A 16,125-nucleotide genomic window follows, 5' to 3' on the forward strand; every position below is an offset into this window, starting at 1 on the left:
ATGCTCATGATCTGCTTCTATCCCCGGATACCGAAAACCAAGAAGTGATCGGCGCGTCCATTGCATTTCACGAAGATTTATTTGGCTTCATGGCGTCATTCGGCCCGCACAGCGACCAATGCGTGCAGAAGCAAGGTGATAGACGGACGAAACTATGACGCCGTCGGTTCGGCCGCACGGCGAGCACGGCCGAACTCTCTGTGCGACCTTCGAAATTTGTCGCTGCCAAATTTCTCTCGCATCGTCTGAAATTTTTTTGCACTGCGTTGTTGTCGTCGTCCCGACTACGTTTTTAGGACCGACGCGCATTCGTTTTTCCAACAGAAATCTCCCCTCGTCCCATTGTTGCCGGAAAATCGTCTGCATCGGCTGTCACCAAAGCCTGATCGATCATTATCCCGACGACATGTGGAGAGGGCGCGACCGAATGAGTGTCGCTCAAGACCGTCCGCGAACACGAGTGACGGCAGGCTTAACGGACCTTCTTGCGGCGGGAGATGATCCCGTGACGCGCGGGCTGCGGCAAGCCGCACGGCGGATGGCAGGCATCGGCGTATTCAGCGGCGTCATCAACATCCTGATGCTCTCCGGCTCCGTTTATATGATGCAGGTCTATGACCGCGTCATCCCAAGCAAGAATCTGGCGACGCTGGCCGGCCTGTCGGTCATGATTCTGACCGCTTACGTGATCCAAGGCTATTTCGACGCGCTGCGTGCGCGCATGCTGTGCCGGGTGGCGACAATGTTCGATGCCGGCCTGCAGGATGCGATCCATCATGCGCTCGCAACCCTGCCTTTGCGCGGCACCAAGCCGATGCTGATGCAGCAGCCGCTACGCGATCTCGATCAGTTGCGTGCCTTCATGTCGAGCATGGGACCGACCGCGTTTCTCGACATGCCCTGGATTCCGATCTTCCTGATCGGACTGTTCATGTTTCATCCGCTGATCGGCGTCACGGCCATGATCGGCACCGCGGCCATCATCTCGATGACGGTCGTGACCGAGCGGCTGTCGCGCCGCGCCAGCAAATCGGCGAGCGAGACCAGCGCAGCGCGTCAGGTGCTGGCGGATGCGATGCAGCGCAACGCCGAGGTGATCCGCGCGCTGGGCATGATGCAGCGATTCTCGGCCCGTTGGACCGACGTCAACGAGCGCTACCTGAAAGAGAACATCCGCTCCAGCGACGTATATGCCAATCTCGGCTCCGCCGCGAAGGTGCTCCGCTTCATCCTGCAATCCGGCATGCTCGGCATTGGCGCTGCTCTCGTCGTGTCCGAGCAGGCCTCGGGCGGCGTCATGATGGCCTCCTCGATCCTGATGGGGCGTGCGCTGGCCCCGGTCGAAGTCGCGCTCGGCAGCTGGAAGCAACTGGTCGCCGCGCGCCAGGGCATCCTTCGGCTGCGCGACATCTGCAAGGCGACTGCCAAACCCCCGGCTCCGCCGGTAGCGCTGCCAAGACCCTGCCGCGAGCTCGCAGTGCAGGAACTTGCGGTCACGGCGCCCGGCCAGGACCGACCGATCGTCTCGAACATCTCGTTCTCGATCAAGGCCGGCACCGGACTTGCCCTGCTTGGCGCGAGCGCATCGGGTAAGACCTCGCTGTCGAAAGCGCTGGTCGGAATCTGGCCCGCACAGCACGGCGTGGTGCGCCTCGACGGCGCCGCGCTCGATCAATGGAGCAACGAGGATCTCGGCCGCCACGTGGGCTATCTGCCGCAGGACGTCGCATTGTTCGACGGCACCGTGGCGGACAATATCTGCCGCTTCGACGACGATGCGAGCTCCGATGCGATCCTGCATGCGGCTCAGATCGCCGGCGTACACGAGATCATCCTGCGGCTGCCCGAAGGTTATTCGACCCGAATCGGTCAGGGCGGCATGTCGTTGTCTGCCGGGCAGCGTCAGCGCATCGGGCTTGCCCGAGCGGTGTTCGGCGACCCCTTCCTGATCGTGCTCGACGAGCCGAATGCGAACCTGGACGCCGACGGCGAAAATGCCCTGAGCCGCGCAATTGCGATCATGCGCCAGAAGCAGTCGATCGTCATCGTGATCTCGCACCGGCCGAGCGCGCTCAACGTGCTGAACATGGCGATGGTGCTTTACGAAGGCAAATCCATTGCCTTCGGTCCCTGCCAGGAGATCTTCGCCCGCATCGCCGGAGCTAAGCCCGCTCAAGCTCCGCCGGCGGTCGCGAAGGCGGCTCCCACACCGAACGCAAGAGCCATTCGTCGCGCGGCAACCGCGGAAGGCGCTCCCGCATGAAACATGTCAACGACCTCCGTCCGTACGATGAGAACGACCCCAATTGGCGCGGCATGCCGCAGAGCCGGACGGTCGGTCCCCAGGGCGATGCCCTGATCCTGGAGCTACAGCGCCTGCGAGGCGCATTCGACGACGAAGAGCCGGCCGATCCGCGTGGTCGGCGCGCTCCCCGCGATGACAGCAAAAAAGGTCGAAGACCACCGCCGGCCGGAGGCGGCCGCAAGAAGCCGGCACAGCGCCTCGCAAAGCGAAAGAAGGGCAAGGTGGGGCGGGCCTTCGATATCTCGCTGTCGCTGTTCGGATTGAGCCCGGCCCGTGCCCCGCAGCGTCATCCCGAAGCGATGCGCGAGCAGCGGCCAGCCTGGATGCGGGAGCCCGAAATATCGCCTCCGTCGCGGCCGCGTTCGGTCCTGCGGGATGACGGTTCGCTGCCGATGAATTTGAGGGCAACCGCCCCGACCATCGAGCTTGCACCGGAATCCAGCCGACGTCCGCCTGCAGGCGCGCTGGTGCCGGCCTTAATCGAACCGCAGACGCGGGTCGGCCGGCTGGTCGGGACCGCGAGTCTGGCGCTCACCACAGGCGTCACTTTCATCGCCAGTCAAGGCACTGCGGCCCAGCTCGATGATGGCTCCGACGAATCGCTGATCCCCCGCGTCGGCCATATGTTCGAGAACGAGCTGCGTACCGGACTGAGGGTTCTGCTCGTGGCCGGCGCGCTCGGAGGCGGCTGGCTGACGATGGTGCCGCTCGCCGGCGCCGTCGTTGTGCCCGGCAATCTGGTCGTGCAGTCCGACGTCAAAGCGATCCAGCACCCGACCGGCGGCATCGTTGCGAGCATCAAGGTGGAGAACGGCAAGCATGTCGCAGCCGGCGATCTCCTGGTGCGGCTGGACGCGACGCAGGTGCAGGCCAATCAGCAGGCGATCGCGAAACAATTGAACGAGCAGCGGGCCAAGATCGCCCGCCTCGTCGCCGAACGCGACGGATTGGAGCAGCCGGAATATCCGCCGGAGCTGACCTCTCATACGGATGACGCCAATGTCCGCAGCGTGATCGCCTCCGAGAATGCGCTATTCAAGGCGCGTCTCAGCACGCGGCAAAGTCAAAAGGACCTGCTTCAGGGACGGATTGCTCAGCTCAATCAAGAGATCACCGGCATGGAAGCCCAGTCGGACTCCAAGAGCAAGCAGATCGAGCTGATCAACGGCGAATTGGCCGGGGTGCAGGATCTCTACGACAAGCGGCTGGTGCCGTTGACCAGGCTCACGACGCTGCAGCGCGAGGCAGCACGGATCGACGGCGAACGCGGCCAGCTCACCTCGGCTATCGCCGAGACCCGATCGAAGATCAACGAAGCGGAGCTGCAGATCGTCAAGACTGATCAGGACTTCCGCACCGAAGTGGTGAAGGACCTTGGCGAGACGCAGGCCAAGGAAGGCGAACTGATCGAAAAAAGCGTGGCCGCGCGCGACCAGCTCGATCGAATCGAAATCCGAGCGCCGAACTCGGGCACCGTCCACCAGCTCTCGATCCACACGATCGGCGGCGTGATCAAGGCGGGCGAAACCATCATGGAAGTCGTTCCCGATTCCGATGAGCTCCAGGTCGAAGCCCATGTCCAGCCGAAGGACATCGACCATGTGCACACAGGTCAGGACGCCTTCGTTCGATTTTCGGCGTTCAACCAGCGCACGACGCCCCAGGTCACAGGACAGGTCTCGTTCGTCTCGCCGGACACCACGACGGATCAGCGCAGCAACTCAACCTTCTACACGGTCCGGGTCGTCTTGTCGGAGGACGAGCGGCATCGCCTGGGCAGTGCGCAGTTGATCCCGGGCATGCAGACCGAAGTCTTCCTGCAGACCGGCAAGCGCACGATGCTGAGCTATCTGATGAGGCCCATCATGGAGCAGTGGCGTCGCGCCTTCGTCGAGGAATAGGCGCGCCCGGGCCGTGAGCCTCAGGACGGCATCGAGTTCCGCCCCAGCGCCGTCTGGCGCAACCGACATGCCCTTGCGCCACGCCGGTGCAACGCCGATACATGCTTCGACCACGCACCAAGTCGAAAACCCCGCCGGAAGCCGTCGGCTGCCGCGACCGTCGACGTTACCGACTCAGCTCGGGCCGATGGGTCTGCGCTATGATTTCAACGATGGCTGCCGCGTCATGCTGCCCGAGACCGGCCGGCCCTGGCGCGTTCGCCTGAGTGATCTCGACACCGGCAACCTGCTGTACGAAGTCGAGCTGCGATCGGGCCATGTCAACAGCGCCAAGCGCTACTTCGTCCGTTTCCGGCTCGAGGTCTGGAGCGGCAACGAACCGGTGCTCTGCCACGACTACCATGCAGCTGATCGCGACGTCCTCATCCAGTTTCCGGTCGGCACGATCGGCGACATCATCGGCTGGCTTTCCTATGCGATGAGGTTCAAGGAGCTGCATCGGTGCCGGCTCACCTGCGCCCTTGGCGAACCGCTGATTCCTCTTTTCCGCGGCGCCTATCCTGACGTCCGCTTCGTCTCTCACGTCGACGTCGAGCCAGCGCGCTTCTACGCGACCTACAGCGTCGCGCTGTTCTTCGATGACCATGAGCAGGCGTATCAACCTTCAGACTTTCGCCAGGTCGGACTGCACCGGACCGCCGCCTATATTCTCGGTGTCGATCCCGCCGAGCAGCCGCCGCGCATCGCGCTTGCAGACGCCGGACGGCCGATCGCCGATCCCTATGTCTGCATCGGTGTGCAGGCCACGACGCAATGCAAATATTGGAATAATCCTCACGGCTGGCCCGAGATCGTCGACTACATCAAGGCGCTCGGCTACCGCGTCGTCTGCATCGACCAGAAGCCGAGGCACGGCCGCGGCATGGTATGGACCGAAATTCCCGAGGGCGCCGCGGACGAGACCGGCGACCGGCCGTTGCAGGAGCGCGCGCGCTGGCTCAAGCACGCCGCGGCCTTCATCGGCCTGTCCAGCGGGCTGTCTTGGCTTGCGTGGGCGGCGGGTACGCCGGTCGTGATGATCAGCGGCTTCACCCATCCGGTCAACGAATTCGCCACGCCCTATCGCGTTATCAACTATCACGCCTGCAACAGCTGCTGGAACGACGTACGCCACCGTTTCGACCATGGCGACTTCCTGTGGTGCCCGCGTCACCGGGATACGCCGCGTCAGTTCGAGTGCACGCGCCTGATCACCGCGGATCAGGTCAAGGCGGCGCTGGCGCGGATTCCGGGCTTCGGTCACGGCACAGCCGGAGCCCTCGCGCCGCGGATCGACGAGGCGCTTGCGGTGCGCGCCCTGCCCGCGCCGGCCCCGATCGGGGTTCATCGCGGAGGCATGGCGGTGGGCATCACGCCCCGCGCCGGAGCGCTCCGTGATTTGGCCGCAAGCCATGTCCGTGCCGGTGACCACGCGGCCGGAAAACGCGATCACGCGTCCGCGCTGCGCGACTATCAGGCAGCCGCCACGATCATGCAGCGCCTCGCCACAGCCGAGCCGGATAACATTCCTCTCCTGCGCGACCAGGCGGTGAGCTGGAATCGAATTGCGGCGGTGCTGACCGCCTTGGGCGATCATGCGGGCGCGGCTGATCAGTACCGGCGCAGCCTCGGTCTGGTCCAGCACCTCATGGCTTCGGCGCCGCACCACCCCGACCTGCAGCGCGATCTGGCCTGGAGCCAGGCGCGATTGGCCGATGTCCTGGTGGCGCACGCCGCGCAAAGCTCGCCGCAACGCGATCCGGCCTGAACATCATTGTGACGTCACGGCGGCCCTTCGGCCACGACGGTCCCAATCTGCCCGAACAACATCATAATTGCGGACCGCTCCCTGCTTGTTTCGGCCCCATTGCGGCAATTAGTTCATCCGCGACAGTTTGACGCGGTATTGCGACAGTCTGACACATGCTGCCGCCTGTCGGTCCAAGAGCGAGACCACTCGAGGAGATGATCAATGGCAAATAATACGTTCAATCCGACCGCGCTGGCGAACGGCACGTCGAACCTGCTGGTGCGCGCAGACGCGCTCAACCAGTCCACCGACCTGGTGCAGGCAGGTGTCGTCTTCAACGATGCTGTCCGCATTTCGCAGGGCCTGTTCAGCCTGGCCGGGAGCGGCAACCAGAATCCGTTCCTCGGCAGCTACACGACCGACATCCACGCGGTGCAGAACGACATCGCTGCGATGCTGGCCAATCCTGGCCAGGTCACGCTCGGCGGCCAGACCTTTACGCTCAACACCACGGACACTGCGGTTCTCACCAATGTCCAGGCCCAGCTGGGCTCGCTGATTACGGCGGCGGCAGGCATCACCAATGCCGCGACCTTGGCGACCGCCGAGCAGACCATCCACGCCGTGCAGAGCCAGATCCTCGGCGAGATCAACAACGACGCGCACCTGTCGGCTGCGCTGAACAAGGTGACGTTCATGGCCACGACCGGGGCCACCGACGTTGCGTTCCAGAACGTTCCCGCAGGCGCCGACGATCCCGCCTCGCTGGCTGCGGCGACGGCGGGCACGAGCCTCAAGGCGGTCGGCGCGGTGTTCAACGCGGCGGAAGCGGCGGCGGCTGGCGGCATCAATGCAGGCAACCTGCAGGAGATCACCAACGATTTCACCGCGGTGTCGCAGGGCCTCACCAACATCCTCAACAACAAGACCATGCTGGCCCAGATCGAAAAAGGCGAGACCGCCAACGCGGCTGCGCTGACCACGATCCATCTCCAGACGGCGCTCGGACAGATCAACCTGCAACTGAACAACTATGACGGCGCTGCCGCCGCCGGCAATCAGACGGCACTTCGCGGCACCGCCGACAACCTGCTCGACATTATCGACATCATTCAGAACGATGCGAATTTAAACACCGCAGCTGGAGGCAATGGAACAGCAGGTCATGCTGGAGGGTTCGCCGAGGATCCGGGCGGACTGACCGGCACCGTGACCAAGTTCCAGGACAACCAGGTGCAGACCAATTTCTGGGCTGCCTTCCTGGCCGAAGCCAACACCATCAACGCGACCTTGCAGAAGATCGCGACCGGCGGCGCGCAGGCCAGCCAGACCCTGGTCACCCAGATCCAGAACTATCAGCACTTCGGCGCCGCCTTCGACGCCGCGCAGGGTGCGGTCTTCCAGGCCCGCTTCGACAATGAGCTGCTCAGCGGCACGCTCGAGGCCGATACGGCGAACGCGTTGAAGGGGCTGCAGGGCATCCTCAACGGCGACACCGGAGCTGCGCTTGCGGCTGACAAGGCGATGGTCGCAGCAGCCGGCCAGGGTTTTGCTGCCGACGCCATGGACGTCTCCGGCAACAACATCGCGGTCGGCGGTGCGACCTATGTCGGCACCGCGACCACAGTCTCGGCGGCAACCTCGGTCCATGGCCTCGCCCACGGCACCATCCCGGTGACCGCGACTCCCAACATCGCCAACGGCACCGGCGGCACGGCGGCAGCCGGTACGACGGCGGCTGGGGCCGGAGGAACGCCTGCCGCAGCAGGTGGTGCGGCAGGCGCCGGTGGAGCGGCCGCTGGCGGCACCACGTCAGCCGGCGGCGGCACGACGGCCGCTGGCGGCGGGACTACGACCTCGACGGGCGGCGGTACGACGGCGGCCAATCATGGGACAGCGGCGAGCCATCACAGCCACCATTCCCACCACAGCCACACGGCGGCCGCTTCAGCGAACACGGCTACTAGTCATGCCACCAGCGCCGCGCATCACCACGCAATGGTCCATATGTGGGGCTGATCCGCTACTCACCTCCGAGTACGATCAGAGAGCGAGCGGCCAGTGCAGAATGACGTTCTGCACTGGCCTCCTCGAGACCAAGTGAAAAATCGGGGCGACATCTGGGCTGCAACATGCAACGCCCGTCGAATCGACCCAGACTGTGCTTCGGATGACACCTACGAGATCAACGACTTGGCAACAATCCGTCGCTGAACGGCAACAATCGGAAACCGCCCGAACAACAACATAGTTGCGAACTTCGCCACGCTTCTTTTGGCCCCAATAGAGCGAATAATTCGCACCTGGCACGCGGGACACCTAGTCCTGTCGAGCCGGCTGCGGGGCGTTCGTTCTACTCACTTCGGCTGCCTGTCACACGTACCAGGACCAGGCACGAGCCGGCGTGAACTCGGGGAGATTCATAATGGCGAATAATACCTTCAACCCAACCGCGCTGGCGAACGGAACGTCGAATTTGCTGGTACGCGCGTCCGCGCTCAACCTCTCGACCGACCTTGTGCAGGCCGGCGTCGTCTTCAACGACGCGGCCCGCGCCTCATTGGGCTTGTTCACTCAAGCCGGCAGCGGCAACCAAAACCCATTCCTCGGCGTCTACACGACCGACATCCATGCGGTGCAGAACGACATCGCCGCCATGTTGGCCAATCCCGGCCAGATCACGCTCGGCGGCCAGACCTTCGCGCTCAACGCCACCGACACTGCGGTTCTCACCAACGTGCAGGCCCAGTTGGGAACGCTGATCACTGCTGCACAACAGACCACCAATGCGGCGACGGTGGCCGCCGCAAATCAGACGATCCATGCGGTTCAGCAGGAGATCCTGCAGGAAATCAACAACGACGCTCATCTCTCCGGCGCGCTCAACAATGTGCCGTTCCTCGCCAATACCGGCGGCATGGACGTCGCGTTCCAGAATTCGCCTGCGGGGGCCGACGATCCGGCCAGCCTCGCCGCGGCGACAGCCGGCAACAGCCTCAAGGACGTCGGCGTCGTGTTCAACAAGGTGGTCGATCTGGCCTCCGGCGGCATCAATTCCGGCAACCTGCAGGAGATCACGACCGACCTCACCGCGGTGTCGCAGGGCCTCACCACCATCCTCAACAACAAGACCCAACTGGCGCAGATCGAGAAAGGCGAAACCTCGATTGCCGCCGCGCTGACCACGATTCACCTGCAGACGGTGCTGGGCCAGGTCAATCTCGAGCTCAAGAACTACGCTGCCGCGGAGGCGAATGGCAGCCAGGCTGCGCTGCGCGGCACCGCCGACAATCTGCTCGACAGCATCGACATCATCCAGAACGACGCCAACCTGAACACCGCCGCCGGCGGCAATGGTAACGCAGGCCATGCCGGCGGCTTTGCCGAGGATCCAGGCGGACTCACCGGCACCGTGACCAAATTCCAGGACAACCAGGCGCAGACCAATTTCTGGGCCGCCTTCCTGGCCGAGGCCAACACCATCAACGCGACCTTGCAGAAGATCGCGACCGGCGGCGCACAGGCCAGCCAGACCCTGATCACACAGATTCAGAACTATCAGCAGTTCGGCGCCAAATTCGACGCAGCACAGGGCGCAGTATTCCAGGGCCGCTTCGACAATGAGCTGCTCAGCGGTACGCTCGAGGCCGATACCGCAGCCGCGGTGAAGGGCCTGCAGGGCATCCTCAATGGCGACACCGGCGCGGCGCTTGCCGCCGACAAGGCGATGCTCGCCGCCGCAGGCCAAGGCTTCGCGGCCGACGCCATGGACGTCTCCGGCAACAACATCGCGATCGGCGGCGCGACCTATGTCGGCTCGGCGACCACGGTCTCGACCGCGACATCGGTGCACGGCCTGGCTCAGGGCACCATCCCCGTCACGGCAAACCCGAACATCGCCAATGGCACCGGCGGCACGGTGACGACGCCTCCGGCCGGCGGCGGTGGAGGCGGCACCCCGACGCCTATCAACTTCAGTCCGACCGCGCTCGCCAATGGCACATCGAACCTGCTGGTGCGCGCATCCGCTCTGCAGCACTCGACCGACTTGGTGCAGGCCGGCGTCGTCTTCAACGACGCGGTCCGTGACTCGCTCGGCCTGTTCAGTCTCGCCGGCAGCGGCAACTCGCCCACTTTCCTCAGCAGCTATCAAGCTGACATCACTGCAGTGCAGACCGACATCGCCGCGATGCTGGCCAATCCCGGCCAGGTCACGCTCGGTGGCAAGACCTTCGCGCTCAACGCCACCGATACCGCCGTCCTCACCAATGTCGAGGCCCAGCTCGGGATCTTGCTCAACGCGGCGGGGCAGATCACCAACGCCACGACCGCGGCCGCGGCCAATCAAACCATTCATGCTGTGCAGCAGGAGATCCTGCAGGAGATCCACAACGACGCGCACCTCACGACCGCGCTCAACAATGTGACGTACTTGGCCAACACCGGCGCGACCGACGTCGCCTTCCAAGCTTCGCCTGCAGGGGCCGACGATCCGGCGAGCCTTGCCGCGGCGACAGCCGGCAACAGCCTCAAGGACGTCGGCGTCGTCTTCAACAAAATCGTCGAACTGGCCTCCGGCGGCATCAATTCCGGCAACCTGCAGGAAATCACGACCGACCTCACCGCGGTGTCGCAGGGCCTCACCACCATCCTCAACAACAAGACCCAACTGGCGCAGATCGAGAAAGGCGAAACCTCGATTGCCGCCGCGCTGACCACGATTCACCTGCAGACGGTGCTGGGCCAGGTCAATCTCGAGCTCAAGAACTACGCTGCCGCGGAGGCGAATGGCAGCCAGGCTGCGCTGCGCGGCACCGCCGACAATCTGCTCGACAGCATCGACATCATCCAGAACGACGCCAACTTGAACATCGCGGCCGGCGGCAATGGTAACGCAGGCCATGCCGGCGGCTTTGCCGAGGATCCGGGCGGGCTCACCGGCACCGTGACCAAATTCCAGGACAACCAGGCACAGACCAATTTCTGGGCCGCCTTCCTGGCCGAGGCCAATACCATCAACGCGACCTTGCAGAAGATCGCGACCGGCGGCGCGCAGGCCAGCCAGACCTTGATCACACAGATTCAGAACTATCAGCAGTTCGGCGCCAATTTCGACGCGGCACAGGGCGCAGTATTCCAGGGCCGCTTCGACAACGAGCTGCTCAGCGGTACGCTCGAGGCCGATACAGCAGCCTCGGTGAAGGGCTTGCAGGGTATCCTCAATGGCGACACCGGCGCGGCACTCGCGGCCGACAAGGCGATGCTCGCCGCCGCCGGTCAGGGTTTTGCCGCCGACGCCATGGACGTCTCCGGCAACAACATTCCGGTCAATGGCGGGACCTATGTCGGCACGGCGACCACCGTGTCAGCAGCCACCTCGATCCACGGCACGGCCCAGGGCGCCATCCCGGTTACGGCGAACCCGAACATCGCCAATGGCACCGGCGGTACGGCCACGACGCCTCCGGCCGGAGGCGGCACCGGGGCGGGCGGCGGAACACCTGCAGGCGGCGGGACCGGCGCAGGTGGCTCCACTGGAGGCGGAACCACCGGTGGTGGCACGGGCACGGGTGGTTCGACCGGCGGCGGCACAACGGGCGGCAATAACGGTGGCTGCGCCAGCCATTGCGGCGGTCACCATGACCACCACGATCATAGCAGCCACGAGCACCACGAAGTGGCGGCGGCCCAGCAGGCCGACATGTCTCACCATCACGTTATGGCCCACGTGTGGGGCTGACGTCCGGCGATCATTGATCGACACCAGCCGGTGCAGAACGCAAGTTCTGCGCCGGCTTTTTTACATCGCGACCACCTCCCGGCGGTGAACGGTTCTATGGCTCCGCCACAGTGAAGCTCAGCTCAAGCCTCCGTTTCGCTTAATTCTGTGCGGACAACGGCTGCGTCCAACCTCGTGGCAAATCATTCTCATGACCGACCAAGCCGTAGCTTTCCGTCCACGTCTGATTTCGACGTCGCCTACCCATTCCCCCTCCATCAGTCCGGGCACCGAGGAAAGCACCTTGCAGGCGGCGGAGCAGGCATTTCGCCAGCTTCTTGCCGTGCAGCCGCGCCACGTCCGAACACTCTGCAGCCTCGCAATGATCCGCCTTCAGCGCGGCGATACGGACGAGGCTCGCCGGCTGCTGGGCCAGGCCGCCGATCTCGCCGACCAATCCGCCGACGCACATCTGATGGTCGGCAAGGCGTATGCCAATCTCGGCGACGCCGCCAATGCGGCGTCGCACTTCGAACGCGCCATTGCGATCGATGACCGCCATGCCGATGCGCACAATAGCCTTGGACTCTGCTACCAACAGCTCGGACAACTCGAACGCGCGATTTCCTGTCACCAGACCGCAATCGCGCTCAGGCCGAATCTTGCGGCGGGCTTCGCCGGACTTGGAGATGCCTGTCGGCGGCTCGACCGTCATCACGATGCGATTACACACTACCAGCGCGCGCTTTCGATCGACCCTCAGGCGCCGGCCCTGCTGCTCAATCTCGGCGGCTGCTATCACGCGACCGCGCAGCTCGACGCCGCGATCCGCAGTTTTCAACAGGCGCTCGCGCTGAGCCCTCAATCGGCGGACGCTCATTTCAATCTCGGCAATCTCTATCTGGAGACGAACAGCTGGCCCGCCGCCGTCTTCCACTACGAGCGCGCCATTTCCGAACGCCCCATCTTTCCCGAGGCGTACAACAATCTGGCCAACGCGCTGCAGTCGCGCGGGACGCATCGTGAGGCCATTGCACATTATGACGAGGCGATCCGCCAGCAGCCCGGCTATGCCGATGCCTATCGCAATCGCGGTGACGCCATGCGGGCGATGAACCGTTTCGACGATGCCGTGGCCAGCTACCAGGCAGCCCTTGCGCACGCGCCGCGGGATACCAAGACGCTCAATCATCTCGCCAGCGTGTTGATGATCGCCGGCCGGCTGGACGAGGCCGCATCGGCCTATGAGACTGCCCTCAGGATCGCGCCGCAAAATGCCGGCATCCATCTCAACTACGCGGCGATCAAGCGATTTATGGCCGACGACCCGCGTTGGCCCTCTCTACAGGATCTGGCGCGGCGCGAGGAGACGCTGGCTGAGCATGAGCGCATCGTGCTGCACTTCACGCTGGGCCGGGCCTACGCCGATATCAAGGACGCAGAGCGGTCACTCTTTCATTTCCACACGGCCAACCGCCTCGAGCGCCGACGCATCCGCTATGACGAGAACCAAGCCCTTCAGCAGTTGGAGCGCATCCGCAGCGTCTTCAACGGAGACGTCATCGAGGCCCGGTCGGGAACGGGCGAGCCCTCAAATCGGCCAGTCTTCATCATCGGCATGCCGCGCTCAGGCACGAGCCTGATCGAACAGATCCTGGCCAGCCATCCTGCGGCAGAGGGTGCCGGGGAAGTCAATTATTTTGCCGCCAGTACGGAGCTGTTCGCCGATCGCACGCGCGGCGAATATCCGGAAATGCTTGCAAGAATGTCCGATGGCGATCTGCGCGAGCTTGGCAAGGCCTATCTGGCACGTTTCGCCGGTCTGGATGCGGCAGCCGAGCGCATTGTCGACAAGATGCCTTCGAACTTTCTGTTCGCGGGTCTGATCCATCTCGCGCTGCCGGGTGCGAAGATCATTCACGTCAAGCGTAATCCGATCGACACCTGCCTCTCCTGCTATTCGATCCTGTTCGCCGAGCCGCAGCCCTTTGCGTATGACCTCGCTGAACTCGGACGCTATTATCGGGCCTATGATGCGCTCATGGATCATTGGCGCGCGGTGCTGCCGGCCGGCGTCATGCTGGAAGTCACCTACGAAGACGTGGTGCGTGACCTCGAGACCGAGGCACGCCGCATCGTAGCGCATTGCGGCCTTGACTGGGACGCCCGATGTCTTTCGTTCCATCAGACCGAGCGGCCGGTGAACACCGCGAGCCTGGTCCAAGTCCGGCAGCCGCTTTTCACCGGTTCGGTCGGCCGTTGGCGACTCTACGGCGATCGGCTCAAGCCGTTGTTCGACACGCTCGGTCCGAGCATCGCGCCCACCGACACTGCCGCGGTCACGCAAGAAGAGGCCACTCGTCCCGCGCCGAGCAATGTCGTTGCGCCTGTTATCGCCGAGCCCAACCGCGCGCGCCCGATCGATCTCGTCGCCCGGCAGGGTGCGTTGAAGGCGGAGGCCGAACGAGCGTTCACCGTCGCGAAGAAGCTGCAGCAACGCGGCGACCACGAGGATGCCGAGAAACTGTTCGGCTTCATCCTGGCGAGTCAGCCGGATCATTTCGGCGCCCTGGTCGGCCTCGGAACGATCTGCACGCAGGCCAATCGTCTGGACGAGGCCAGGCGTCATTTTCTCCAGGCGGCATCCATCGATGAGCGCTCCGCCGAGGCGCATGGCAGCCTCGGGGCGGTCGAAGCCTCGGCTGGCCGGTTCGAGGCTGCGGTCGGCTACTATCTCAAGGCGCTGGCACTCGCGCCCGATCATCCTGGCATCCTCTACGCCTATGCGATGACGCTGCAGAGCCAGGGCAAGAGCGACGAAGCCATGGCGATGCTGAAGCGGGCGATTGCCCTGAAGCCCCAGCACCTCGACGCGCATTTCGCGCTAGGCAACCTGCACTATGCCGAAGGCAAGGACATCGAGGCGGCGAAATGCTACCTGAAGGTTCTCGACTATAGCCCGCATCACGCCGAGACCCACAACAACATCGCCAATGTCCTGTTGCGGCAAGGTCATCCCGAGCGCGGCATCGAGCATTACAAGAAGGCCATCGCGAGCAGGCCGGAATATGCCGATGCCTATGGCAATCTCGGCAACGCGCTGCTCGAGCTCAACCGCCTCGAGGAGTCGATCGAGCAGAACCTGCTCGCCCTCAAGATCAAACCGGATCGCTTCGGATCCTACAACAATCTCGGCGTGGCCTATCAGGCACTCGGCCGATTCGACGAAGCGACTGCGGCCTTCGAACGCGCGCTTGAACTGTCGCCGGATGAGGCTCCGATCCACCTGAACCTCGCGAACATGGCGAAGTTCAAGCCGGACGACCGCCGCCTGCCCGGCCTGCACCGCCTGCTCGGCCGCGTCGATCTGCTCGACCAGGAAAAGCAGATTGCCGCCCATTTCGCGATGGGCAAGGCACTGGCCGATCTGAAGGACCATGACGCCGCATTCGCCCATCTCCAGAAGGGCAATGCGCTGAAGCGAAAAACCTTCGACTATGATGAAGGCCAGCGGCTGGCGGCGATGGCCAATATCGCCACCAAGTTCACGCCGGAATTCTTCCGGTCGACCGCAGGGCACGGCGACGCCTCCTGGTCGCCGATCTTCATCGTCGGCATGCCGCGCTCCGGCACCACGCTGATGGAACAGGTGCTGGCCAGCCATTCCAAGGTGTTCGGGGCCGGCGAACTCGAGACCTTCAAGGACCTGATCGGCGAATGCGCCAAGCGCCAGCGCGTCCTCCCGGCCTATCCCGAACTCATCACTCTGCTCGCCCCGGAGCAGATGACGGAGCTCGGGCAGCAGTACACCGCGCGGGTACGGGCGCTCGCGCCGGAAGCCGAGCGCATCGTCGACAAGATGCCGCTCAATTTCATGTTCGTCGGCCTGATCCATGCCGCGCTTCCGAACGCCAAGATCATCCATGTCAGGCGCGATCCGCTCGACACCTGCGTCTCCTGCTACTCGCTGCTGTTCACCGGCAGCCAGCCCTTCGCTTACGATCTGACCGAGCTCGGCCGTTACTACCGGGGTTACGAGGCCGTGATGGCGCATTGGCACAAGGTGCTTCCGCCCGGCGTCTTGATGGACGTCCAATATGAGGACCTGGTCGACGATCTCGAGGTCACGTCGCGCGGCGTGCTGACCCATTGCGGCCTGGAATGGGAAGACGCCTGCCGCGATTTCCACAGCACCCAGCGCGCGGTGCGCACCGCGAGCCTGATGCAGGTGCGTGAGCCGCTCTACCGCCGCTCGGTTGGAAGCTGGAAGCGATACGAGAAGTTCCTTGGGCCGCTGCGCGAGGCGCTCGGTCTATAGACCGGGCGGCAGACCGCGCTGAAATAGTAGGATTGGCGAGCGGCAAATAACCGGGCGCGCAGGCCCCAGGGAACAGGTGACAGGGCGGCACCC

Annotated in this window: 6 protein-coding genes; all 6 read left to right on the forward strand. The window is 64.1% G+C overall.

Going from position 1 to position 16,125, the window contains the following annotated elements; genetic code table 11:
- Positions 1 to 505: 505 nt before the first annotated feature.
- The 6 genes from QX071_RS18530 to QX071_RS18555 all read left to right on the forward strand — a co-directional run bounded on the left by QX071_RS18530 (position 506) and on the right by QX071_RS18555 (position 16,032).
- Entirely contained in the window at positions 506 to 2,263 is a 1,758-nt protein-coding gene (locus QX071_RS18530) for a type I secretion system permease/ATPase (RefSeq protein ID WP_315704067.1), read from the forward strand.
- Positions 2,260 to 4,206, forward strand: coding sequence for an HlyD family type I secretion periplasmic adaptor subunit (locus QX071_RS18535; protein WP_315704068.1), 1,947 nt, complete (start codon positions 2,260 to 2,262; stop codon positions 4,204 to 4,206). The genes QX071_RS18530 and QX071_RS18535 overlap by 4 nt, the downstream gene beginning before the upstream one ends.
- Before the next feature lie 67 nt (positions 4,207 to 4,273).
- Positions 4,274 to 6,013, forward strand: coding sequence for an autotransporter strand-loop-strand O-heptosyltransferase (locus tag QX071_RS18540; protein ID WP_315704069.1), 1,740 nt, complete (start codon positions 4,274 to 4,276; stop codon positions 6,011 to 6,013).
- Between the two features lie 204 nt (positions 6,014 to 6,217).
- Positions 6,218 to 8,014, forward strand: a complete 1,797-nt coding sequence (locus tag QX071_RS18545) for a hypothetical protein (RefSeq protein WP_315704070.1) — start codon at positions 6,218 to 6,220, stop codon at positions 8,012 to 8,014.
- A 406-nt stretch (positions 8,015 to 8,420) separates the two neighbouring features.
- A complete protein-coding gene (locus QX071_RS18550; protein ID WP_315704071.1) occupies positions 8,421 to 11,735 on the forward strand; it encodes a hypothetical protein in 3,315 nt (1,104 codons plus the stop codon).
- 190 nt (positions 11,736 to 11,925) lie between these two features.
- Positions 11,926 to 16,032 carry a sulfotransferase gene (locus QX071_RS18555; RefSeq protein WP_315704072.1) on the forward strand — a complete coding sequence of 1,369 codons (4,107 nt, stop codon included), beginning with the start codon at positions 11,926 to 11,928 and terminating at the stop codon, positions 16,030 to 16,032.
- Positions 16,033 to 16,125: the final 93 nt, after the last annotated feature.

Origin of the sequence: Bradyrhizobium sp. SZCCHNS1022 (genome assembly GCF_032484835.1) — a bacterium.
Classification (GTDB): Bacteria; Pseudomonadota; Alphaproteobacteria; order Rhizobiales; family Xanthobacteraceae; genus Bradyrhizobium.

What these genes read in the sequence shown, in the direction of transcription:
- QX071_RS18535 (WP_315704068.1), top strand. Translation starts at nt 2,260, where the DNA reads ATGAAACATGTCAACGACCTCCGTCCGTACGATGAGAACGACCCCAAT.
- QX071_RS18540 (WP_315704069.1), top strand. Translation starts at nt 4,274, where the DNA reads ATGCCCTTGCGCCACGCCGGTGCAACGCCGATACATGCTTCGACCACG.
- QX071_RS18545 (WP_315704070.1), top strand. Translation starts at nt 6,218, where the DNA reads ATGGCAAATAATACGTTCAATCCGACCGCGCTGGCGAACGGCACGTCG.
- QX071_RS18550 (WP_315704071.1), top strand. Translation starts at nt 8,421, where the DNA reads ATGGCGAATAATACCTTCAACCCAACCGCGCTGGCGAACGGAACGTCG.
- QX071_RS18555 (WP_315704072.1), top strand. Translation starts at nt 11,926, where the DNA reads ATGACCGACCAAGCCGTAGCTTTCCGTCCACGTCTGATTTCGACGTCG.